At 73.3% G+C, this 22,391-nt stretch carries 21 protein-coding genes; 1 reads left to right on the top strand and 20 read right to left on the bottom strand.

The window, feature by feature from the left end; translation table 11 throughout:
• Window positions 1-20: 20 nt before the first annotated feature.
• The 12 genes from Q2K16_RS02245 to Q2K16_RS02190 form a co-directional block, all read right to left on the bottom strand.
• A complete protein-coding gene (locus Q2K16_RS02245; protein WP_302743285.1) occupies window positions 21-782 on the bottom strand; it encodes an SDR family NAD(P)-dependent oxidoreductase in 762 nt (253 codons plus the stop codon).
• Window positions 783-826: 44 nt separating this feature from the next.
• Window positions 827-1,495 carry an NADPH-dependent F420 reductase gene (gene npdG, locus Q2K16_RS02240; RefSeq protein ID WP_489671892.1) on the bottom strand — a complete coding sequence of 223 codons (669 nt, stop codon included), beginning with the start codon at window positions 1,493-1,495 and terminating at the stop codon, window positions 827-829.
• Between the two features lie 181 nt (window positions 1,496-1,676).
• Complete coding sequence (locus tag Q2K16_RS02235; protein WP_302743283.1) at window positions 1,677-2,012, bottom strand: VOC family protein; 336 nt, start codon at window positions 2,010-2,012, stop codon at window positions 1,677-1,679.
• A complete protein-coding gene (locus Q2K16_RS02230) occupies window positions 2,009-2,992 on the bottom strand; it encodes an LLM class flavin-dependent oxidoreductase (protein WP_302743282.1) in 984 nt (327 codons plus the stop codon). The genes Q2K16_RS02235 and Q2K16_RS02230 overlap by 4 nt, the downstream gene beginning before the upstream one ends.
• 8 nt (window positions 2,993-3,000) lie before the next feature.
• On the bottom strand, window positions 3,001-3,972 hold the full coding sequence (locus Q2K16_RS02225) for an enoyl-CoA hydratase/isomerase family protein (RefSeq protein WP_302743281.1): 972 nt from the start codon (window positions 3,970-3,972) through the stop codon (window positions 3,001-3,003).
• A 15-nt stretch (window positions 3,973-3,987) separates the two neighbouring features.
• Window positions 3,988-4,983 carry an LLM class flavin-dependent oxidoreductase gene (locus Q2K16_RS02220; RefSeq protein WP_302743280.1) on the bottom strand — a complete coding sequence of 332 codons (996 nt, stop codon included), beginning with the start codon at window positions 4,981-4,983 and terminating at the stop codon, window positions 3,988-3,990.
• On the bottom strand, window positions 4,980-6,578 hold the full coding sequence (locus Q2K16_RS02215; protein ID WP_302743279.1) for a class I adenylate-forming enzyme family protein: 1,599 nt from the start codon (window positions 6,576-6,578) through the stop codon (window positions 4,980-4,982). The genes Q2K16_RS02220 and Q2K16_RS02215 overlap by 4 nt, the downstream gene beginning before the upstream one ends.
• On the bottom strand, window positions 6,575-7,576 hold the full coding sequence (locus Q2K16_RS02210) for an LLM class flavin-dependent oxidoreductase (RefSeq protein WP_302743278.1): 1,002 nt from the start codon (window positions 7,574-7,576) through the stop codon (window positions 6,575-6,577). The genes Q2K16_RS02215 and Q2K16_RS02210 overlap by 4 nt, the downstream gene beginning before the upstream one ends.
• Complete coding sequence (locus tag Q2K16_RS02205) at window positions 7,573-8,664, bottom strand: LLM class flavin-dependent oxidoreductase (protein WP_302743277.1); 1,092 nt, start codon at window positions 8,662-8,664, stop codon at window positions 7,573-7,575. Before Q2K16_RS02205 ends, Q2K16_RS02210 begins: the two co-directional genes overlap by 4 nt.
• Before the next feature lie 74 nt (window positions 8,665-8,738).
• Window positions 8,739-9,767 carry an acyl-CoA dehydrogenase family protein gene (locus tag Q2K16_RS02200; RefSeq protein ID WP_302743276.1) on the bottom strand — a complete coding sequence of 343 codons (1,029 nt, stop codon included), beginning with the start codon at window positions 9,765-9,767 and terminating at the stop codon, window positions 8,739-8,741.
• A gap of 13 nt (window positions 9,768-9,780) precedes the next feature.
• Entirely contained in the window at window positions 9,781-10,932 is a 1,152-nt protein-coding gene (locus Q2K16_RS02195; protein WP_302743275.1) for an acyl-CoA dehydrogenase family protein, read from the bottom strand.
• A 33-nt stretch (window positions 10,933-10,965) separates the two neighbouring features.
• Complete coding sequence (locus Q2K16_RS02190) at window positions 10,966-12,513, bottom strand: AMP-binding protein (RefSeq protein ID WP_302743274.1); 1,548 nt, start codon at window positions 12,511-12,513, stop codon at window positions 10,966-10,968.
• Window positions 12,514-12,581: 68 nt separating this feature from the next.
• Between Q2K16_RS02190 and Q2K16_RS02185 the strand changes: the two genes are divergently transcribed.
• Window positions 12,582-13,562, top strand: a complete 981-nt coding sequence (locus tag Q2K16_RS02185) for an MBL fold metallo-hydrolase (RefSeq protein ID WP_302743273.1) — start codon at window positions 12,582-12,584, stop codon at window positions 13,560-13,562.
• Between the two features lie 28 nt (window positions 13,563-13,590).
• Here Q2K16_RS02185 and Q2K16_RS02180 read toward each other — a convergent pair whose 3' ends face one another.
• The 8 genes from Q2K16_RS02180 to Q2K16_RS02145 are packed head-to-tail and all read right to left on the bottom strand — an operon-like array spanning window position 13,591 to window position 22,389.
• A complete protein-coding gene (locus Q2K16_RS02180) occupies window positions 13,591-15,144 on the bottom strand; it encodes a class I adenylate-forming enzyme family protein (RefSeq protein WP_302743272.1) in 1,554 nt (517 codons plus the stop codon).
• The gene (locus Q2K16_RS02175) at window positions 15,141-16,664 is read right to left on the bottom strand and encodes a class I adenylate-forming enzyme family protein (RefSeq protein WP_302743271.1); all 1,524 of its coding nucleotides are present in this window, start codon (window positions 16,662-16,664) and stop codon (window positions 15,141-15,143) included. Before Q2K16_RS02175 ends, Q2K16_RS02180 begins: the two co-directional genes overlap by 4 nt.
• Window positions 16,664-17,158 carry a VOC family protein gene (locus Q2K16_RS02170; RefSeq protein WP_302743270.1) on the bottom strand — a complete coding sequence of 165 codons (495 nt, stop codon included), beginning with the start codon at window positions 17,156-17,158 and terminating at the stop codon, window positions 16,664-16,666. The genes Q2K16_RS02175 and Q2K16_RS02170 overlap by 1 nt, the downstream gene beginning before the upstream one ends.
• Window positions 17,159-17,189: 31 nt before the next feature.
• Complete coding sequence (locus Q2K16_RS02165; protein WP_302743269.1) at window positions 17,190-18,110, bottom strand: SDR family NAD(P)-dependent oxidoreductase; 921 nt, start codon at window positions 18,108-18,110, stop codon at window positions 17,190-17,192.
• Window positions 18,107-19,291 (bottom strand): acetyl-CoA acetyltransferase, encoded by a 1,185-nt coding sequence (locus Q2K16_RS02160; RefSeq protein ID WP_302743268.1) that lies wholly within the window; start codon window positions 19,289-19,291, stop codon window positions 18,107-18,109. The genes Q2K16_RS02165 and Q2K16_RS02160 overlap by 4 nt, the downstream gene beginning before the upstream one ends.
• The gene (locus Q2K16_RS02155) at window positions 19,281-20,693 is read right to left on the bottom strand and encodes a zinc ribbon domain-containing protein (protein ID WP_302743267.1); all 1,413 of its coding nucleotides are present in this window, start codon (window positions 20,691-20,693) and stop codon (window positions 19,281-19,283) included. Before Q2K16_RS02155 ends, Q2K16_RS02160 begins: the two co-directional genes overlap by 11 nt.
• A 17-nt stretch (window positions 20,694-20,710) precedes the next feature.
• Window positions 20,711-21,502 carry an ABC transporter ATP-binding protein gene (locus Q2K16_RS02150; protein WP_302743266.1) on the bottom strand — a complete coding sequence of 264 codons (792 nt, stop codon included), beginning with the start codon at window positions 21,500-21,502 and terminating at the stop codon, window positions 20,711-20,713.
• Window positions 21,499-22,389, bottom strand: a complete 891-nt coding sequence (locus Q2K16_RS02145) for an ABC transporter permease (protein WP_302743265.1) — start codon at window positions 22,387-22,389, stop codon at window positions 21,499-21,501. The genes Q2K16_RS02150 and Q2K16_RS02145 overlap by 4 nt, the downstream gene beginning before the upstream one ends.
• Between the last annotated feature and the right edge of the window lie 2 nt (window positions 22,390-22,391).

The following is a 22,391-nucleotide window of genomic DNA, read 5'->3' as shown; positions in this document are numbered from 1 at the left end:
ACGAGGCCCGGGCCGGTTGTTCAGCGGGGTGCCATCCGCAGGGCACCGTCGAGGCGGATCACCTCGCCGTTGAGGTAGTCGTTGCCCACGATGGCGAGCACCAGGGCGGCGTACTCGCCGGCGTCGCCGAGGCGGGCCGGGAACGGCACCCCGGCGGCGAGCCCGGCCCGGTACTCCGCCGACACGGTCTGCATCATCGGCGTCAGCATGATGCCGGGCGCGATCGTCATCACCCGGATGCCGTACGCGGCGAGGTCGCGGGCGGCGGGCAGGGTGAGGCCGACGACGCCACCCTTGGACGACGCGTACGCCGCCTGGCCGATCTGCCCCTCGAAGGCGGCCACCGAGGCGGTGTTGACGATCACGCCCCGTTGGCCGTGCCCGTCCGGGGTGGTCTGCGCGATCCGTTCGGCGGCCAGGGTCAGCACGGTGAACGTGCCGACCAGGTTGACCCGCACGACCCGGGCGTACAGGTCGAGGTCGTGCGCGCCGCGCCGACCGAGGATGCGCTGCGACGGGGCGATCCCGGCACAGTTCACCACCGTCCGCAGGGGCGCGTCGCCGTCGGCCGCCCGGTCGACCGCCGCCCGCACCGACTCCGGTTCGCACACGTCGACGTCGACGAGCCGCACCCCGGCCGGGACGTCGCCGGCCGCCGCGACCGCCGGCCCGAGATCGAAGCCGTACACGGTGGCACCCGCGGCGGCCAGCGCGGCGGCGGTCGCCGCACCCAGCCCGGACGCGGCGCCGGTGACGATGGCGGTGGTACGGGACAGCTCCATGCCGGATGCTCCTTCTGCCGGGGCGGGATCAGACGTCCTGCGCCTCAGACGTCGGTGACGCGCAGGCCCGCGTGGGCCCGGTAGCGCCGGTTGACCGAGATCAGGTTGGCGGTGAACGCCTCGACCTGGTGGGCGTTGCGCAGCCGGCCGCCGTAGACGCCCCGTACGCCGGGGATGGCGGCGGCGAGTTCCCGGACCAGGTCGGTGGCCCCGCGGTCGTCGCCGAGCACCAGCACGTCGGTGTCGACCCGGTCGAGGTCCGGGTCCTCCAGGTGTACGGCCGAGACGTGGTGGAACGCGGCGACGACCCGCGACCCGGTGAGGATCGCGGCGGCCTGCTGGGCGGCGGAGCCCTCCGCGACGGGCAGGGCGTAGGCGCCCTGCTTGTCGAAGCCCAGCGGGTTCACGCAGTCCACGACGATCTTCCCGGCCAGGGCCGGGGCGAGCGTGGTGAGCAGCTCGGCGTGCCCGTCCCAGGGCACCGCGACCACCACGATGTCGGCCTGCGCGGCGGCGTCGGCGTTCGACCCGCCCCGCACCCGACCGGGCAGCCCGGCGGCCGTCCGGGCGGCCCGCTCGGCATCCCGCGACCCGAGTACGACGTCCAGCCCGGCCGCCCCGAACCGCCGGGCCAACCCCCGCCCCTGCGGCCCCGTCCCGCCGAGCACACCGACGGTCAGGCCACGCAGTTCGTCACTCACACTCACATCGATCTCCTTCTCGTCCCCACGGCCCGCCCCATGCAGTCCCCTCCCGTCCCGCGCCCCGCCCCGCACTCGGGTGACCAAGAGATGTGCGTCAGGTGATCAAGAGGTTTGCGTCATCGTGAAGATCACCCCTGACGCTTTTCTCTTGATCACGGGGGCGGGGTGGGGCGGGTGGGTAGGTGGGGGGTCAGGGGTGGGGTTGGTAGAGGGTCAGGGGGTTGCCGGTGGGGTCGGTGACCAGGGCGCGGCGTTCGTGGGGGCCGGTGACCGGGGTGGAGACGGTGGCGCCTGCGGCGGCCAGGTGGGCGAGGCAGGCGTCGAGGTCGTCGACCTGGATGCTGAGCACGGTGCGGCCGGCGACGGGTTGCTGGCCGGCGTCGGCCAGGCCGATGGTCACCGCGCCGTCGGTGACGGCGGCGTAGCGGTCGCCGTCGCGGAACTTCACGGTCAACCCGAGGGAGGTGTAGAAGGCGAGTTGGGCGTCCAGATCGTCGGCGGGGACGATCACGTGGCCGATCCTCATGAGCGGAACCTCGGCATCACCTCGCGGGCGAACCGCTCGACGATCTCGATGGACCGTTCGATCGGCAGGCCGAGCCACTGGGCCCGGAACACGAAGTGGTTGTAGCCGGCGTCGGCGAAATCCTGGATCTTGGCGGCGATGTCGTCGGGCGAGCCGAAGAACAGCGCCTTCTCCTTGATCGCGTCCCACTGCGACTCGAAGAAGTCCATGCCGTACTGGACGTACTCGCCGTAGGAGCGTTTCACCTGTTCACCGGCGACGGCGAACGCGGCCTCGGCGGAGTCGGCCACGCACAGGTCCCGGTGGATCGGGAAGACCGCGTCCCGCTCGTCGAAACCGGCGGCCCGCCGCTGCTCCCGGTAGTCGGCCAGGTTGCCCACGGCCCAGTTGCGGCGCACGTTGGACGGGGCCAGCCAGGGCAGCCCCTGCCGGGCGATCCGGGCGATCCCGGTCGGCCCGTTGGCACCCACCCAGACCGGCGGATGCGGACGCTGCACCGGCAGGACGCTGCACCGCACCCCGTCCAGGCTGAAGTGCCTGCCCTGGTGGTGCACCGGCTCCCCGGTCCACAGCTGCTGCATCACCGCCAGTGCCTCGTTCATCCGGGACACCCGGGTACGCCGTTCGATGCCGAACGCGGCGAACTCGACGTCCCGGTAGCCCGAGCCGATGCCGAGGACGAACCGGCCGCCGGACATCTGGTCGATGGTGGCGATCTCCTCGGCCCAGTGCACCGGGTGGCCCAGCGGCAGGATGAGGATGCCGGTACCGAGCTGCATCGTCCCGGAGTGGTCGACGAGCCGGCTCAGCAGCGGCAGCGGCTGCGGGGTGCTCAGCGACGACAGGTAGTGGTGGATGCCGAAGACCGAGTCGTAGCCCAGGTCGCGGATGTGCTGGACGTACTCGACTGTCTCACCGACCCGGCGGCCCAGGTCGTCGCCCGGGGCGTACTGGTGGTCGAGCAGGATGCCGAACCTCACGCCGTCGCCTACTCTTCCCGCGACCGGCTGTCGCTGAGCCGGAAGTAGGGCGCGACCAGCCGGTCCCGGTCGGCCAGCGCCTGCGCGATGCCCTTCTCCCGGCGTTCCTTGAGGAAGTTCCAGTCACCGTCGGCGAAGCTGACGTTGGTGGCCCAACCGTGCCCGACCCAGCCGGTCATCGCCCCGAGGCCCTTGCCCCGCGCCTCCATCACCACCTGCATCATCGACTTGCCCATCATCAGCGAGTCCAGCGGCATCACCGCGATCGCGTCGGCGTAGTCGTCGACCCACCGCTGGAGTTCCTCGCGCGGGACGACCTTGGTGACCAGGCCCTTGCGTTCGCCCTCCTCGGCGCCGATCGCCCGCATGGTGAGCATGACGTCCTTCATCGTGGTCAGGCCGACCTTCTCGATCCAGTGGTACATGTCCTGCGGCGCGGGCCCCAGGTAGCGGAACGCCGGGTGGGTGAACCGGGCGTCCGGGGAGGCGATGACGATGTCGGCCGACAGCGCGATCTGGAAGTGCCCGCCGTAGCAGTAGCCCTGCACCTGGCAGATGGTCGCCTTGAGCGACTCGATGATCGGCCGGGTGAAGCCGGAGCTGAGCACGTTACGGTCGGGCAGGATGCGCTGCCGCTGCGCCGGGCGACGCCGGGACGCCTTGTCGGTGCCGGTCCGGTAGCCGATGTAGTGCCCGAGTTCGGCGGCGTCGGCCCCGGTGCCGAAGTGCTCCCCCTTCCCCGTGAACACGATGACCTTGACCCGGTCGTCGGTCTCCGCCTCCCGGACCAGGTCACCGACCCGTTCGAAGGCGGCCACCGGGATGGCGTTGAGCCGCTCGGGACGGTCGAAGGTGATGGTGGCGACGGCCCGTTCCTCGTCCACGTGGTAGCGGACGTACTTCGCCAGGACCTCGGGGTCGACCTCCATGTTCTCGACGTCCCACTGGTTTTCCAGCAGTTCGGCTTCGGTCTTCTTCACGGCGGATTCCTTAGGTCAGGTGGTGGTACGGAAGGCGGGGATCACTTCGGTGGCGAACAGCCGCAGCGAGGCGCGCAGCTTCTCGGTGGGCATGCCCAGCCACCCGGGCCGGAAGATGAGATGGTCGAACCCCAGGTCCCGCAGGGCGGAGATCCGCTCGACGAGGAAGTCGGGCGAGCCCAGCAGCAGCGTGTTGCGGACCAGTTCGTCGAACCGGTCCCGCTGCCAGCGCAGCGCCGGGTACTCGGCGTACGTCGAGTACTCGACCCGGGCGTGCGGCAACGCCTCCGCGACGGCCTGTTCGGTGCTCGGCGCGCAGTACAGCTCCACGCCGACGGGCCGCTGCACCGTCGCCGGGTCCCGCCCGTACTCGGCAAGCGCCTCGTTGTAGACGGCCAGGTGCTCGGGCAGGAAGCGGCGGCTCGGGGAGTTGCCCGGCGCGTACCAGGCGTCGCCGAGCCGGGCGGCCCGGCGGACGGCCTTCTTACCGCCGGCGCCGATCCAGATCGGTGGGCCGCCCGGGGTCAGCGGCGGGATGCCGATGGTGGCGTCGACCTGCGGGTAGAACTCGCCGTCGTGGGTGACCGGCGTGCCGCTCCACAGCGCCCGGATCAGCCGCAGGCTCTCGTCGAAGCGGCGGAACCGGGTCTCCGGGTCGACCCCGAAGGCGGCGAACTCGTTCTCCCGGTAGCCCGCCCCGACGCCGAGGATCACCCGCCCGCCGGAGAGGTGGTCCAGGGTGGCGAACTCCTCGGCGACGTGCACCGGGTGGAACATCGGCAGCAGCAGGATGCCGGTGCCGAGCAGCATGTCCCCGGAGCGCGGGATGAGGCTCGCCAGCATCGAGATCGGCTGCGGGGTGGCCAGGTTGGACTGGAAGTGGTTGATCGTCCACACCGAGTCGTAGCCCAGTTCGGCGGCGAGTTCGACGGTGCCGAACAGGTCGTCGAGGTGCCTGCGGAGGTCGTCGCCGGGCGGGTACTGGTGCGACGCCATGATGCCGAACCTCATCGGCTCTCGCCTCCCTGCGACGGGGCCGCTGCACGGCTGATCTTGCCCGCCTCCGGCAGGGAGGCCGCTGCGCGGCTGATCTTGCCGGTGGCACTGCGTTCCAGTGCGGGCACGAACTCGATCCGCCGGGGGGCCTTGAAGTGGGCCAGCCGCTCCCGGGCGTACGCGACGAGGCGCGCGGCGAGGTCGGTGTCGTCGACCGTGTCGTCGGCCGCCCGGACCACCAGCGCCACCGGGATCTCGCCCAGCCGGTCGTCCGGCCGGCCGAGCACCCGGACGTCGCGCACGAGCGGATGCCCGCGCAGTTCGTCCTCGATCTCCTCGGGCCAGACCTGGAAACCGCCGCACTTGATCATGTCCCGCTTGCGGCCGACCAGGAAGAGCACCCCGTCGGGGTCGACGTAGCCCATGTCGCCGGTGTGCACCCAGCCGTCGCGGACCAGCTCGGCCGAGGCGGCGGCGTCGTCGACGTACCCCCGGGTCAGCGCGGAGCGGACCACCACCTCGCCCTCCGCGCCGGTCGGCAGCGCGGCCCCGGCGTCGTCGCGGATCTCCAGCTCGACGCCCGGGTAGACCCGGCCGGCCGAGCCGGGCTTCCAGCGGCCGGCCTTCATGTCCCGGCCGGTCCAGCCGGCGATGTGCCCGGCCTCGGTCGAGCCGTAGTTGACCAGGATGGGCACCCGGTAGCGCTCCTCGAAGGCGCGCCGCACCGGCCAGGAGATCGCCTGCCCGGCGACCAGCACCGACCTGACCCCGTCGAACGGCAGGTCCCGTTCGGCGTGCACGATGTCGAAGACCATGGTGGGCAGCAGGAACAGGTTGTCGAACCCGAACCGGGGCATCAGGTCGGCGAGCCTGTCGACGCCGAAGCGTTCCCAGACCACCGCCGGGCGCCCCACGAAGTAGGCGAACAGCAGCGCGTGCTGGCCGCCGCTGTGGAACAGCGGCAGCGCGATCAGGTTGGGGCGGGCGTCGCGGGTGGCGCTGCCCTCGGCCTCGGTGCCGGTGGTGACCCGGGCGAGCCGCATCAGCGACTCCCGCGTCCCGCCGTGGGTGACGCTCACCGCCTTGGGTCGTCCGGTGGTGCCGCCGGTGAACAGGATGCACGCCTCGGCCTGCGGGCCGACGTCGACGCCGGTGACCCGGGTCTCCTGCCGCCACGGCAGTTCGGGCACACCGGTCAACGGCGTCGCGACCGAGCGGACCGGGACCCGGGCGGCGTCGCCGTCGGCGGCGAGGAACGTGGCGACCACGTCGGGCCGCCGGTCGTCGACCAGCAGCAGCCGGGGCGCGGTCTTCGCCACCGACTCGGCCAGCTCGGCGGCGTTGTAGAGGCTGCTGACGGTGACCGGCACCGCGCCGATCTTCCAGGCGCCGAAGAGCAGGAAGACGATCTCGGGTCCGTTGGTCAGGTAGCAGGCGACCCGGTCGCCGGGGCCGACGCCCTCGGCGCGCAGCGCGGCGGCGACGCCCCCGGCGAGCAGGTCGATCTGGTCGAAGGTCCACCAGCGGCCGTCCTCGCCGTACAGGCCGGGCAGGTCGCCCCGGTCGGCGCACCGGCCCTCCAGGACGCCCACCAGGTTGCCGGCGCTCACCGGGTCACCCCGGGCGCGGTCGCGGCGACCCTGGGGATGACCTCCGCGCCGAAGCGGGCGAGCTGTTCCATCGCCTCGTCCTGGCTCGCGCCGACGAACTGGTGGCGCAGCGAGACCTCGGTGATGCCCAGTTGGGTCTCCCAGCGGCGCAGCTTGGCCACGATCTCGTCGGCCGAGCCGACCAGGCAGTCCTCGGCCAGGTACCGGTCGAGGTCGAGGGACTGCGCGTCGTCCCAGGACCGGTAGCCGGCGTACTGGCGTTGCAGGTGCGGCCGGACGGCCGCGACCGCCGCCGGGTAGCTGTCGCCGAGGTACGCCTCGCGGCTCATCGGGTACTCCCGGTCCAGGGAGAAGCCGCGCTCCCCCAGGTCGGCCCGGTAGATCCCGAGCAGCCGGGCCAGCTCGGCGTCGTCGCCCTTGGGGCCGATCAGCCAGGGGGCGTCCAGCCGGGCGGCGCGGCGGACGGCCGGCTCGGCGAACGCGCCGATCCACAGCGGCGGGCCGCCGGGCTGGGCCGGGCGTAGCGCCAGGGACGCGCCGGGGACCTCGCCCCAGCTGCCGGCGACGTCGATCGTCTCGCCGTTCCACAGGGCGCGCAGGATCGGCACGTACTCCCGCAGCCGGCGCAGCCGGTCCTCCCAGGCGACGCCGAAGGCGGTGGTCTCGCGCTTGCGGTAGCCGGCGCCGATGCCGACGGTCAGCCGGCCGCCGCAGAGCACGTCGAGCGAGGCCAGGTCCTCGGCGAGGGCGACCGGGTTCAGCAGCGGGGCGAGCAGCACGCCGAACCCGATGCGGACCCGGGAGGTGGCGTGGGCGAGGTAGCCGGCCAGCGGGACGGGTTGGACGAACGCCGACCGGGCCAGGTAGTGGTGGCCGAGGTAGACGGCGTGGAAGCCGGCCGCCTCGGCGGCAGCCGCCTGGGCCAGTACGCCGTCGATGCCCTCGGCGGCGGACGCCGACGGAGCGAACTGGGCACTGAGGAAGCAGCTGATCTTCACCCGAGGACCGCCTCGGCGGTGGGCACCCGCTCGGCGGCGCGGTCCTGGGCCCGGAAGTGCGGGATGACCTTGTCGGCGAACTCCTCCATGGAGCGCAGCGCGGCGGCACGGTCCAGCGACGGGATCCGCAGCCAGCCGATGTAGTGGTTGATGCCGAGCTGTTCGCGCAGCATCTCGATGGTCTCGATGACGCGCTGGGCCGAGCCGAAGTTCCCGCCGTGGGTCAGCGTCTGTTCCAGGGTGAGCAGCTCGATGTTCTTGGCGACCGCCGCGTAGTAGGCGCGTTCCTTGGCGATGGCGTCCTCCGAGCCGGGGATGACCTTGCCGACGGACTTGTAGTAGTTCATCGCCGCCTGGGCCGCCGCGCGCAGGCCCTCGTCGCCGTCGCCGCACCAGACCTGCTGCATGAACGGCAGGTCGTAGGTGGACAGGTCGAAGCCGTTCTCCCGCATGCTCTGCCGGTAGAGGTCGAAGTTCTTCTGCATGATGCCCAACGGCGTGAAGTTCGGCGAGGTGATGATCGACTCGCCGACCGCGCCGCGTTCCCGGAAGCTCTCCGGGGAGACCGTGCCCTGCAGGATGGGCGGCCCGCCGGGGGTGAACGGCCGGGGGTAGGTGGTGACGTTGTCGTAGTGGAAGATCTCGCCGTGGTAGGAGAAGTTCTCCTGCGACAGCGCGAGCCGCAGGATCTCCAGGGTCTCCTGGTAGCGCTGCTTCGACTCCGCCAGGGGCACGCCGAAGCCGGCGAACTCGGCGGGCTGGTAGCCGCGGCCGACGCCGATGGAGACCCGGCCGCCGCTGAGCACGTCGAGGGCGGCGATGTCCTCGGCCAGGCGCAGCGGGTGGTGCAGCGGGAGGACCAGCACGGCCGTGCCGATGGTGATCCGGCGGGTCCGCTCGGCGACGGCCATGCCGAAGTTCACCGGGCTGCCGAGGATGCCGTACTTCGAGAAGTGGTGCTCGGCGAGCCAGACCGAGTCGAAGCCCAGCTCGTCGGCCAGCTGGATCTCCTCGAGGGTTTCTCGGAGCACCTGATGGTCCGATGCGCCGTCGGCCACCGGGAACAGGTTCATGATTCCGAACTTCACGGCCTTCTCCTCATTTATTCCGACCAGCCGGTATGTTACTGCTCCGGGCTGGCGCCCGGCAAGACTTCCGCAGGTCAGCCCCGCACTGCCCGACGTGCCCCGACGCGCAACTCCCCGGCCCGCCGCCGGTGCCACGCCCCCCGCCCGCAGCGGGCGTCGAGCACGAACGCGCGGCGCAGGAACAGGTGCGGGTCCGCCTCCATGGTGATGCCCATTCCGCCGTGCACCTGGACGCACCGCTCGGCCGCGAACACCGCCGCCTGCCCGGCCGCCGCCTTCGCCGCGTGCACCTGGACCCCGGCGTCCGGATGTCCGGTGTCGACCGCCCACCCCGCGTACAGGGTGAGGTCCCACGCCGCCTTGCGCGCCGTGGCCGCCTCGGCCAGCGGGAACGCGACCCCCTGGAACGACCCGATCACCCGACCGAACTGGCGGCGGGTGCGGGCCTGCTCGGCGGCCAGGTCGATCGCCCCCTGCGCCACCCCGCACAGCTCGGCCGCCACCACCAGCGCCGCCCGCAGCGGCCCGGCCCCGGCCGGCCGGGGCCGCTCGGGCGCGGCCAGCGTCAGGTCCGCCAGCGGCACCGACGGGTCCAGCGACTGCCGCGCGGCGATCCGGACCGGGTCGGCGAACCAGACCCCGGCCGGGCCGAGCGCGACCACGCCGTCGGCCTGCGCCGCGTACGGCACCAGGGTGCGGACCAGCGGGTCCACCGGCACCCCGTCGGCCCAGCCGGAGCCGCCCGGCACGTCGACCGCCGCGGTGAGCACCCGGCGACCGTCGAGCAGTTCCTCGGGCAGCGGCCCCCGCTGCCCGTCGCCGCAGAGCAGCTGCACGGCCGCCGCGTGCGCCGGGAACCGGCTGGGCACCAACCGCGCGCCGAGCGCCTCGACGGCGACCAGCAGGTCGATCAGGCCCGACCCGATGCCACCGGCCGACTCGGGCACCCCGAGCAGCCCGAAGTCACGCAGCAGCGGCCCGTCCCCCGCCGGGGCCCGCCAGCCGCCCGACCACGCCGCGCGGGCCGTGCCCCGGTCGGCGTCCGCGAGCGCGCCCACGGTCCGGCCGATGTCCTGCTGTTCCTGGGTGAATGTCGCGCGCACCGGACCACCTCGCTCAGCGGGAGCGGGGCAGGCGCAGCACCCGCTCCGCGAGAATCGACTTCTGGACTTCCTCCGTGCCGCCCTCGATGGTGTGGGCGCGGGCCCGCAGGTAACGGCGCATCCGGGCGGCGGCGCCGTCGCCGTCGACCAGCACCCCGCCGGCCTCGTCGAGCTGCACGGCGAGCCGGTTGGCGTTCTGCACCACCCGGGCCCACAGGCTCTTGAGCGCCGAGGTCTCCGGCCCCGGCACCCCGCCGGCCCGGCTCTCGCCGAGCATCCGCATCGACCCGATCCGGACCGCCTCGGCGTCGCACTGCAACGCGCCCACCGCGTCGACGAAGGCGCTGTCGTCGGCCACGCCCCGCTCAAGGGCGACGTCGATCAGCCGGTCGACCGCCTGCCGGGCCCAGACCCACAGGTTCAGCGCCATGCTGCCGCGCTCGAACGCGAGCGTGGTGAGCGCGACCGGCCAGCCGTTGCCGACCCCGCCGAGCACGTCGTCGTCGGCGACGAACACGTCGTCGAGGAACATCTCGTTGAACTCGGTGTCCCCGTTGATCATCACCAGCGACCGGACGGTGAACCCGTCCATCGGGGCGAGGAAGTAGGTGATCCCCTCGTGCTTCGGCGCGGCGGCGTCGGTACGGGCCAGCAGCAGGCAGCGCGAGGCGTTGTGCGCGTTGGACGTCCAGATCTTGGCCCCGTTGATCCGCCAGCCCCCGTCGACCCGGGTCGCCGCCGTGGTCAGGCTCGCCAGGTCCGACCCGGAGCCGGGCTCGCTGAACCCCTGGCACCAGTACTCGTCGCCGCGCAGGATGCCGGGCAGGTGCCGGGCCTGCTGGGCGTCGGTGCCGTGCGCGATGATCGTCGGCCCGGCCAGCATCATGCCCACCCCGTTGAGCGGGTACGGCGCGCCGCGTACCGCGGCCTCCTCGTTGAAGACGGCCTGGGCCAGCGCGTCCATCCCCCGGCCGCCGTGCGCCGTCGGCCAGGACAGCCCGGCCCAGTTGCCGGCGCAGAGCCGGTCCTGCCACACCCGCGACCAGTGCTCCCGCTCGTCCTGGGTCAGCTCCTCCTGGTCGGGCACGTCGGCCAGCGCCCCGTCGAGCCACCTGCCGACCTCGTGCCGGAACGCCAGGTCGGTGTCGCTGTCAGCGAAGTCCATGCCCACCCCCCTGTGGGTCGTCGGTGTCGCCGGTCATGCGCTGGCCTCCTCGGCGGGCACGAGCCGGGCCTTGTAGAGCTTGCCGTTCGGGTCGCGGGGCAGCGCGTCGCGCACGACGTAGGACTGCGGGCGCTTCGGCTTGGCCAGCCGCTCGGCGAGGTAGCGGCGCAGCTGCGCGACGGCCGTGTCCGGGTCCGGCGCGGTGTCGGTGAGCACGACGTGCGCCTGGGGCACCTCGCCGAACTCCGGGTCGGGCACCCCGACGACGCCCACGTCGGCGACCCAGTCGTGGCCGATCAGCGCCGCCTCGATCTCGGCCGGGTAGACGTTGACCCCGCCGACCAGGATCAGCTCGGCCGCGCGGCCGGTGATGTAGAGGAACCCGTCGGCGTCGACGTGTCCGACGTCCCAGACGGTCATCAGGCCGTCGCGGCGCGCGCCGTCGGTCTTGCCGGGGTCGTTGTGGTATTCGACCCGGTCGTCGCCCTGGCGCATGTAGACGATGCCGGTCTGCCCGACGGGCACCTCGTTGCCCAGTTCGTCGAGGATGCGCAGGGTGGAGATGGAGGCGGGCCGGCCGACCGTGCCGGGGTGGGCCAGCCACTCGTGGGGGCGGGCGACGGTGGTGCCGACCTCGGTCGAGCCGTAGTACTCGTAGACCACCGGGCCGAACCAGTCGAGGATGCGCTGCTTGACCTCGCGCGGGCAGGGCGCCGCACCGTGCAGGACGTAGCGCAGCGAGGACAGGTCGTAGCGGTCGCGGACCGCCTCGGGCAGTTGCAGCAGCCGGTAGAAGTGGGTCGGCACCATGCTGGTGCCGGTGACCCGCCGGGCCTGGACCCGGTGCAGGAAGCCCTCCGGCGTCCAGCCGTCCATCAGCACCATCGTGCCGCCGGCGTGCAGCGCGCCCATCGCCGGGGTGATGTTGGCCGAGTGGTACATCGGGGCCGAGACCAGCCAGGACGCGAACGCCTCCCGCTCCATCCCGAACTCCCGGAACAGCCAGACGTAGGTCAGCGCGCCGGTGTCGGCGTCGACGCCGCTGAGCGGGCGCTTGACCCCCTTGGGCCGGCCGGTGGTGCCGGAGGTGTACATCATCAGCGAGCCGGCCGGGGTGTCCGCCGGGCTGGTGGCGGGCATGTCGGCGGTGAGCGCCGCGAGCGGTCGGGCCCGGTCGGTGCGGGGCGTGCCGTCGACGAAGACCTGGATGCCGGGCACGTCGGCGGCGGCGTCCAGCACCACGTCCTCGACCCGGGCGGAGCCGACCACCACCCGGGCCTCGCTGTCGGCGAGGATGTAGCCGACCTCGGGGGCGGTCAGGTGGTAGTTCAGGGTCACCAGGTAGAGCCCGGACTGCATCGCCGCGAGATAGAGCGCGACCAGGCCGGGGCTGTTGGTCATCACCGCCGCGACGGTGTCGCCGGGCCGTAGGCCCGCGTGCGTACGCAGCCCGTGCGAGATCCGGTTCACCTCGGCGAACAGGTCACCGTAGGAGATCCGCCGGTCGTCGGCGGTCACGATCGCGCACAGCTCCGGTTCCGCGGCTGCCCACAGCCGGAACCCGGTCCGCTCCTGGCTCATCGGACTCCTTGAGCTAGATTCCGACCATCCGGTATGTTGGTGTCCCACAGTAAGGGAGCCTCCCGACGATGTCCATACCCGTGAGCGACGCCCACGCCGCCAGTTGGCGGGCCCGTCAGGTGCCGGTCCCCGCGCAGGTCGTCGACGGTGTCTGGGCGATCCCGGTCCCCCTGCACGGCAGCGCCCTGCGGTCCATCACCGTCTTTCTGATCGAGACCGGCGACGGGCCGGTCCTCGTCGACGCCGGCTACGACCACCCGAGCTGCTGGACGTCGTTCCAACGCTCGGTGGCGTCCGTCGGCCAGCGGGTCGACACCATCGCGGCGGTCCTGCTCACCCACAACCACCCCGACCACGTCGGCTTCGCCGACCGGGTACGCGCCGCCTCCGGCGCGCAGGTGGTGATGGGCGCGGCCGACGACTTCGCCACCATGCACCGGCGGCGCGGCACCTTCCTCCGGCAGGTACGCACCGCGCTCGACCTGACCGGCGCCCCGCCCGACGTCGTCACCGCCATGTACGCCGACGCCGTTGCCGTCGCCGTACACCGGGAGGACCTGCGGCTCGACGTGGCCGTGGAGCACGAGACCGAGTTCCGCTTCGGCGACGTGACCGTCCGCGCCCTGCCCGCCCCCGGGCACACCTACGGCCACACCGTCTACGTCGACACCCGGGGGCTGGTCTTCACCGGCGACACGATGATGGCCGAGGGGCCCACCCAGCTCGCCATCGTCAGCCGCCCCGACGACGACCCGGCCGCCGACCTGTTCGGCACGCTGGCCCGCATCCGTGACCTCGGGGTCGCCATCGCCTGCCCCGCCCACCAGTTCCCCTACCGCGACGTCGCCGCCCGCGCGCAGGCGCTCGCCGCGTTCCACCGCGACGAGGTCGAAACGGTCCGGGGCCTGGCCCGCGACGGCGACACCGCGTGGGACGTCGCCCGGCGGATGACCTGGAAGAAGCCGTGGGACGAGCTGGGCCGGGGCACCAGGCGGTTCGCCCTCGTGCACACCCTCGCCCTGCTCCGCCACGCCGCCGCCGGTCGGTGACCCGGGGGCGACCCCACCCGGCACGGCCTCAGTCGCGCCGGGCGTCGTCGTACGTCCAGTCCGGGCGCAGGGTCGAACGCAGCTCCCGCAGGGTCCGCTTGAGCACCTTGCCGGACGGGTTGGTGGGGAACTCCGGCACCAGGTAGACCTCCCGGGGCACCTTGAACCGGCCCAGCCGCTGCCGGGCGTGCGCGATCAACGCCTCGGGCGTCAACCCGGGCCGGGCCACCACGAACGCGGCCGGCACCTCCTGCCACGTCGGGTGCGGGGCGGCCACCACCGACGCCGCCAGCACCAGCGGATGGTCGGCCAGCACGTTCTCGATCTCGGCGCTGGACATGTTCTCCCCGCCGCTGCGGATCATGTCCTTGAGCCGGTCCCGGATGTAGAGGTAGCCGTCGGCGTCGAAGCAGCCGATGTCGCCGGTGTGGAACCAGCCGTCCCGGAACGCGGCGGCGGTCGCCACCGGGTCGTCGAGGTAGCCGGGGCTCACCTTCGGCCCGCGTGCGACCACCTCGCCGCACGCGCCGACCGGCACGTCCGCGCCGTCCGGGTCGACCACCCGGACCTGGACCCACGGCACCGGCAGCCCCACCGACCCCTGTTTGGACTCCTGGTGGGCGGCGTCGAGGTAGGTCAGCCCGCTGCACGTCTCGGTCAGGCCGTACCCCTCGATCAGTCGGGCGTTCGGGAACAGCCCCCGGGCCACCCCGAACAACGCCGAGGTGACCTGCGAGAAGATCAACCAGCGGACCGAGGACAGGTCGGTGCCGGCGGCGGTGGGCTCGCGGCGGACCATGTCCAGCATGGTCGCCGCGACCACCATGCCGGTGATCCGTTCCGTCTCGATCGCCCGCAGCACGGCCGCCGGCACGAACCGGCGGTGCAGCACCATGGCGCCCCCGACGTGCCAGATGCCGAAGCCCGGCAGGTCGGTGCCGCCGACGTGGTAGAGCGGCGCGACGTTGAGGATCCGGTCGGTCGGCCGCAGCCCCAGCTCGACGATCTGGGCGTGCATGTTCCGGTTCACGTTGCCGTGGGTGAGCAGCACCCCCTTGGGCAGGCTGGTGGTGCCGGAGGTGTAGACGATCCGTTGCAGGGCCGCGTCGTCGAGGTCGGCGTCGGCGACCCGCTCCCCCCGGTGCGCCGCGACGAGCGCCCGCACGTCGGTCCAGCCGTCGTCGATCGGCTCCAGCGCGAACCGGCGTACCTGCGGCAGGTCGGCGAGGGCGGCGGTGGTGAGCGCGGCGAACTCCGGGACGGTGGCGACCGCCCCGACCCGCGCGTGCGCCAGCAGCCGGGCCAGCTCCCCCGCCGTCAACCGGTAGTTCAGCGGGACGACGACCGCGCCGAGTTTCGCCAGCGCCAGACAGAGCAGGAGGAACTCGGGGACGTTGTCCGCGACGACCGCCACCCGGCCGTCCCGGCGTACCCCCTCGGCGGTGAGACCGGCGGCCAGCGCGTTGACGTCGTCGTCGAGCTGCCGGTGGGTCCACCGGCGGTCGGCGAAGACCAGCGCGTCGGCGTCGGCGAAGCGGCGGGCGTTGCCGGCCAGCATGGCGGCGAGGTTCGCGGTGCTCACCCGGACACCGCCGCCTCGCGCAGGGCCTTCTTCAGCACCTTGCCGGAGTCGTTGCGCGGCAACGAGGTGACGAGTTGCACGTACCGGGGGACCTTGTAGCGGGCCAGTTCGGCCCGACAGTGCGCGCGCAGATCCTCGGCGGAGCCGGTCGCGCCGTCGCGGAGGATGACGAACGCCTTCGGCACCTCGTCCCACTGCGGGTCCGGCACCCCGATCACGGCGACCTCGGCGACGTCGGGGTGCTGGGCGAGGACCCGTTCGATCTCGGCGCTGGCGATGTTCTCCCCACCGGACTTGATCAGGTCGGCCCGGCGGTCGACGAACCACAGGTAGCCGTCGGCGTCGATCCGGCCCACGTCGCCGGTGCGGAACCAGCCGTCGCGCCGGCTGCGCCGGTTGGCCTCGTCGTCGTTCCAGTAGCCGGGCGACACCTTTTCCCCCCGGACGACGATCTCCCCCTCGACGTCCGGGCCGACCGGCCGGAAGTGCTCGTCGACGATCCGGATCTGCACCCCGGGGAACGGCGCGCCGAGCGCGCCGAGCTTGCTCTGCTCGTGGGCGGCGTCGAGGTAGCAGACGCCGTTGCACAGCTCGGTCATGCCGAAGGTGTCGATCAGGCGGACGTGCGGCAGCCGGCGCTTCACCTCCTGCCGCACGCTCGGCGCCACCCCGGCGAAGAGCAGGTAGCGTAGCGGTGCGAGGTCCGGCGGGTCGTCCAGGTCGAGCAGGCCGAACAGGATCTGGGCGGCCAGCACCATGCCGGTGATCCGCTCGTCGGCGGCGATCCGGGCGATGTCGGTCGGCTTGAACGTCGGCGTGAGCACCATCGTCGCGCCGGCCACGAACGTCGCCAGGCCCGGCGCCTCCAGCCCGCTGACGTGGAACAGCGGGGCGGAGACGAGGATCCGGTCGGCGGCGGTCAGCTCCAGTTCGAGGACCTGCGCGAAGTGGTTCGCGGTGAGGTTCCCGCAGGTGTGCACCACCCCCTTGGGGCGGGCCGTGGTGCCCGAGGTGTAGAGCAGCCGGTGCACGTCGGCGGGACCCTTGTCGGCGTCGGTGACCCGTACCCCCGGCGGCTGCCCGGCGAGCAGGTCGGCCAGCCGTCGGGCGTCGCCGACGACCGTGTCGCCGTTGGCGACCAGCGTCCGCAGCCCGGTCGTGGCCGCCAGCCGGGCGGCGTCGGCGGCGAAGTCGTCGTCGTAGAGCAGGCCGGTGACGCCGGCCTGGTCGAGGACGTACGCCTGCTCGTTGGCGTGCAGCCGCCAGTTCAGCGGCACCGAGACCGCGCCGAGCCGGCTCAGCGCCAGCAGCTCGACGACGTAGGTGGCGGTGTTGCGCCCGAGCACCCCGACCAGGTCGCCGTCGGCGATGCCGGCGTCGCGCAGGGCCGCGGCGTGCCGGTCCACGTCGGCGTCCAGTTCCGCGTACGTCCAGCGGGCCGCCCCGTCGACCAGGGCCTCGGCGTCGGCGCGGCGCAACGCCTGCCGGCGCAGCGTCTCGGTGAAGTTGCTGCCGCCCATCAGTCGCCACTCCCCCGCCGCCGGGCCAGGATCTCCTCCCGGGACGGCAACGACACGAACTCCAGCAGGTTGCCGTCGAGGTCGCGGGCGGCGAACGCGGTGATGTACCCGTAGTTGTCCAGCAGCACCCGGTTCGGCGCGGACAGGCACTGCGCGCCCAGCTCGGTCAGCCGCCGGTGCAGCTCGTCCAGCTCGTCCAGCGGCACCTCGAAGCTGAGCAGGAAGGTGCCCAGCTCCAGGTGACCGGCAGTGGCGGTGCGGGTCTTCACGCCGTTCCACTCGATGAGTTCGAGCTGGCCGACCCGGCTGGGGCCCTGGAGGTACTGGACCCGGCCGGTGGTGCCGGCGGGCAGTCCCAGCGACACCTCGATCCCCGGCCCGCCGACCTCGGTCCGCAGCGTCCGGCGGTAGCCCAGGGCCCGCTCGTAGAAGTCCGCGGCGCGGTCGACGTCCGAGACGGTCATCGCCACGTGGTGCACTTCGCTGACCGGCATGATGCCTGCCTTCCTGTGGGTTCGCGCCGGATCAGGCGGACGGTCCGGACGGCCCGCCGAGGACCCGTTGGATCAGGGTGACCTCGTCCGCGCCGCTGTCCGGCACGATGAAGTCGTCGAGCCGGCAGATGTCGTCCACCGCGCCGAGGATGTCGTCGGGCGAGGCCGGGGTGGGCCCGCCGTACCAGCCGGGGGTGACGCCCAGGAAGATCCGCCCGACCCGGCCGCCGCCGACGGTGAGGATGTGCCGGTTGAGCTGGCACTGCTCGGAGGCGAGGAAGGTCGCCACCGCCGCCACGTGCTGCGGGTCGAACCGGTCGGTCAACTCGCCGAGCAGGTTCTCGGTCATCCGGGTCGCCGCGGTGGGCGCGATCGCGTTGACCAGGATGCCCCGGCGGGCCCCCTCCAGCGCGAGCACGTTCATCAGCCCGATCAGGCCGGCCTTGGCCGCGCCGTAGTTGGCCTGGCCGAAGTTGCCGAACAGCCCGGACGACGAACTGGTCAGCACGATCCGGCCGTAGCCCTGGGCGACCAGGTGCGGCCAGGCCGGGCGCAGCACGTGGAACGCCCCGGCCAGGTGCACGTCGAGCACCGCGCGGACGTCCTCGTCGGACATCTTGGCCAGCGTCCGGTCCCGCAGGATGCCGGCGTTGTGGATGACGGCGTCGAGCCGCCCGTACGTGTCGATCGCCCGGCCGACCAGGTCCGCGCCCCCTTCGGCGGTGGCCACCGAGTCGGTGGAGGCGACGGCGGTGCCGCCGGCCGCGCGGATCTCGGCGACGACCTGTTCGGCCGCGCCTGAGGAACCGGAGCCGTCGACCGTCCCGCCGAGGTCGTTGACGACCACCGACGCGCCGCGCGCGGCGAGGGTCAGCGCGTGCGCCCGGCCGATGCCGTTGCCCGCGCCGGTGACCACGACGACCCGGCCGTCGAGGGTGACCCGGGCGCTCATCGCTCGTTCCCCAGGACCGCCACGAACGCGACGCACGAGCCCGGCTGCCCGCCGAGGTTCTGGGCCACCGCCAACCGCGCGTCGGGCACCTGCCGGGGGCCGGCCTCCCCGCGCAGCTGGGTAAAGCACTCGAACATCATCCGCAGTCCGGTCGCGCCGATCGGGTGGCCGAACGACTTGAGCCCGCCGTCGGTGTTGACAGGCAACGCCCCGTCGAGGTCGTAGCGGCCGTCGAGGATGTCCCGCCACGCCGTGCCGCGGGCGGAGAAGCCCAGGTCCTCCATCAGCACCACCTCCGTGGGAGTGAAGCAGTCGTGCACCTCGGCCAGCGAGATCTGCGCCGCCGGGTCGGTCACGCCGGCCTGCTCGTACGCCTCGCGGGCGGCGGTGACCACCTCGGGGAAGGTGGTGAAGTCGTAGCCGTCGGCGGCCAGGCCGGCCCCGGAGCCGGCGACGAAGCTCATCCCGCGCAGGTAGACCGGTCTGTCGGTGTACCGGTGGGCGTCCTCGGCGCGGACCAGGATCGCCGCCGCCGCGCCGTCGGAGACGCCGGAGCAGTCCATGACGCCGAGTTGCCCGGCGATGCGCGGGGACCGCTCCACCGTCTCGGCGGTGACCGCCCGACGGAACTGGGCGCGGTCGTTGCGGGCCCCGTTGGCGTGGTTCTTCACCGCGACCCGGGTCATCGCGGCGCGCATCTCCCGCTCGTCGATCCCGTACGCCGCCTGGTAGGCGGGGGCGAGCAGGGAGAACCCCGCCGGCGCGGTCCAGTCGACGTCGGTGCCGTCGGCGGGTGGGAAGACCGCCGACAGCCCGGAGTACGAGGAGTCCTTGAGCTTCTCCACCCCGGTCGCCATGACCATGTCGTACGCCCCGGAGGCGACGGCGAAGGCGGCGTTGCGGAACGCCTCCGAGCCGGTGGCGCAGTAGTTCTCGACCCGGGTGACCGGCTTGCCGGTCAGCCGTAGCGGGCGGGCCAGGGTCTGCCCGGACAGCCCGGAGCCCTGGGTGCCGACCCAGAACGCGTCGACGTCGTCGAGGGTGACGTCGGGCAGCGACCCGACGCACTCCTGCACGGCGTCGACGAGCAGGTCGTCGGCGGAGGAGTTCCAGTGGTCCCGGAACGGGGTGCAGCCCATCGCGACGATCGCGACGTCGTGGGTGGTGCGCCTACTGGCCATCGGCGGTGTCCTTCCCTGGCGCGGCGTCCGCGGGTGCGGGGCGGAGCTTCCAGAAGTAGTTGTGGATCGAGTCGGTGGTCCAGAGCCGCCGGAAGACCGGGGTCATCGGCATGCCCACCCGTACGTCGCCGGGTGCCACGTCGGTGGCGTACGTGCTGAGCCGGCCGCCGCCGTCGACGTCGGCGACGACGATCGCGACCTCCGGTTCCGGCATGGTGGTCAGGTGGTCGCGGGTCACCGAGACCACCCGGGCGGTGCGGTCGCGCAGCGACACGGTGGCGGTGCCCGACCCGGCGGTGCCGCAGGAGGCGCAGACCCGGCCGGGGGGTGTGGTGACCCGTCCGCAGGCGTCGCAGCGGCTGCCCTCCAGCCGGTACTTCCAGCCGGCCCGGCGGTGCATGGGCGGGGCGGCCGGGGCCGGGGCGGCCGGCCGGGCCGGGCCCTGCACGTCGAGCAGTCCCCGCCAGCGCAGGTAGCGGCCGTAGCCGAGGCGCTGCCGGGCGGCGAGCTGGGCGCGGACGGTCGGCCCGCCCCGGGCGGCACGGACGCCGTCGCCGACCCGCAGCACGAACGCGTCGGCGCCCTCGGTGGCCGACAGCAGCAGGATGGTCTGCCCGGGTTCGGCCTCGTCGAGGGCGGCGGCGAGCAGCAGCCCGGGGTGGGCGACGCCGGTGAAGCCGGTGGCCCGTTCGACGCTCGCGTCCCCTCCGGTGCCGCCGAGCGCCTTGCGCAGCGCCGCCGCCGCGCGCGGGTTCGACGACGACACGACGACCTGGTCGACGGTGTCGAGGGACGCCTCCGCCAGGGCACGGCGGGCGGTGTCGAGGCCGGCGGCGACGAGGATCTCGGCGGTGAACCGTTCGTCCCAGACCCGGTCGTGCCGCTCCCCGGGCAGCCGCCAGCGGTCGAGCACCTCGCTGGTGTGGCCGGCGCGGGCGAGGAGCAGGGCGGCCCGCCCGCCCCCGACGAACGCCGCGGCGGCGTCGCCCTGGGCCAGTTCGTCGGGGGCGCCGGGGCGGGTGGTGCGCACGTCGGCCAGGGCAGCGGCGGCGACGCCCCGCAGGACCAGGTCGAGGGCGGACGCGCCGGCCCGGTGGCCGCGCAGGTCGAGGGCGGTGACCCCGGGGTCGAGGCCCAGCGCCTCGTGGACCACCCCGGCGGAGGTCTTCGTCTCGTACGGTGCGCTGGTGGTGGCCAGCAGCAGGTGCCGCCCGGCCGGGGTGTCGGCGGCGACGTGCCGCAGCGCCTCGACGGCCATGGTGACGGCGTCCTCGTCGTAGCCGGCGACGCCGCGGGTGGGGCCGCCGGCGCGGGCCGGCGCGGTCGGGTCGAGCCTGGTGTCGTCGAGCGCGTACGCCGGGAGGTAGGCCGCGTAGGCGTCGATGCCGGGTTGCTCGGGCATGGGTCGCGGGTTCTCCTTCAGCTCCACGAGGGGATGGCGGCGAGCAGGCGTCGGGTGTACTCCTGCTGCGGTCGGTCCAGCACGGTCAGCGCGTCGCCCTGTTCGACGACCCGCCCGCCGCTCATCACCGCGATCCGGTCGCACAGGTCGCTGGCGAGCATCAGGTCGTGGGTGACGAAGAGCAGGCCGATGCCGAGTTCGTCGACGAGGGTGCGGAACAGGTCGACGACCTTGGTCTGGGTGGTGACGTCCAGGGCGGTGGTGCACTCGTCGGCGATCACCAAGGCGGGGCGGGTGACGACGGCGAGGCCGATGGCGACGCGCTGGCGCAGGCCGCCGGAGAGCTGGTGCGGGTAGCTGGCCAGGACCCGGCCGGGGTCGTCGATGCGCATCTGGGCCAGTACCTCCACCGAGCGGCGTTCCACCTCGGCGCGGGTGATGTCCCGGACGTGGCGGCGGAGCACCTCGGCGAGCTGGGTGCGGACCTTCAGCAGCGGGTTCAGTGACCGGGACGCGTCCTGGAAGACCATGCCGACGGCGCTGCCCCGGACCCGCGCGGTGCGGTCGACGCCGGCGGCCACCACCTGTTCGTCGCCGACGGTGACGGTGCCCCGGTCGACCCGGACGTTGCGGTCGAGCAGCCCGACGACGGCGCGGGCGAGGGTGGTCTTGCCGCTGCCGGACTCGCCGACGACGCCGACGATCTGGCCCCGGCGGATCTCCAGGTCGACGTCGTCGAGCAGGGTCAGGTCGCCGTCGGCGAGCCGGGCGGTGATGGACAGTCCGGAGAGTTTCAGCAGTGTGCTCATCGCCGCCTCTTCCGTGGGTCGTGGTGGGTGAGCAGCGCGTCGCCGAGCAGGTTCACCAGCAGCACCAGCACGGTGATGGCGAGGCCGGGGAAGAAGGCGATCCACCAGGCCTGGCTCAGTTCGTCCTGGCCGGAGGCGAGCATCGAGCCCCAGCTGTTCATCGGCGGCACCACGCCCAGGCCGAGGAAGCTCAGCGCGCTCTCGACCAGGATCGCGGTGCCGACCTGGAGGGTGCCGAGCGCGACGATGGTGCCGGCGAGGTTGGGCAGGATGTGCCGGAAGACGATCCGGGGTTCGGACGCGCCGGCGGCGCGCAGGCCGACGACGAACTGGCGTTCCCGGATGGCCAGCGTCGCCGCGCGGGTGACCCGGGCGCACACCGCCCAGCCGGTGAGCGCCAGCACCAGGAACAGCACCGGCAGGGAGCTGCCCCGGTTGGCGATGATGGCGAGAGCGACCAGGATGAACGGTAGGGCGAGCTGGGCGTCGATGAGGATCGAGATGACCCGGTCGACCCAGCCCCGGAAGTAGCCGGCCAGCAGGCCGAGCAGCGTGCCGGGGCCGATCGCGACGAGCGCGCCGACCAGGCCGATCACGATGGTCAGCCGGCCGGCCGAGACGAACTGGGTGAGCAGGTCCTGGCCGAGTTTGTCGGTGCCGAGGGGGTGGGCCCAGCTGCCGCCGGCCAGGAACGCGGGCGGCCTGCGGGTGGCGTCGAGGTTCTGGCCGCCATCGGGCAGCAGGCCGGTCAGCGGCAGCACGAACACCGCGACGGCGGCCACCGCCAGCGGCACGGCCAGCCAGAACGCCGAGGTACGCGCCCGGCGGCCGGCCCGGCGCGGTGGCGACGCCGGGGCGGTGACCGGGTCGAGTTCGAGTTGGCTCATGC

The sequence above is a fragment of the Micromonospora cynarisoli genome (assembly GCF_030518815.1).
GTDB classification, from domain to species: domain Bacteria; phylum Actinomycetota; class Actinomycetes; order Mycobacteriales; family Micromonosporaceae; genus Micromonospora; species Micromonospora wenchangensis.
Note: the sequence above shows the minus strand (reverse complement) of the source record. Positions and strands in the feature narration are given on the sequence as shown.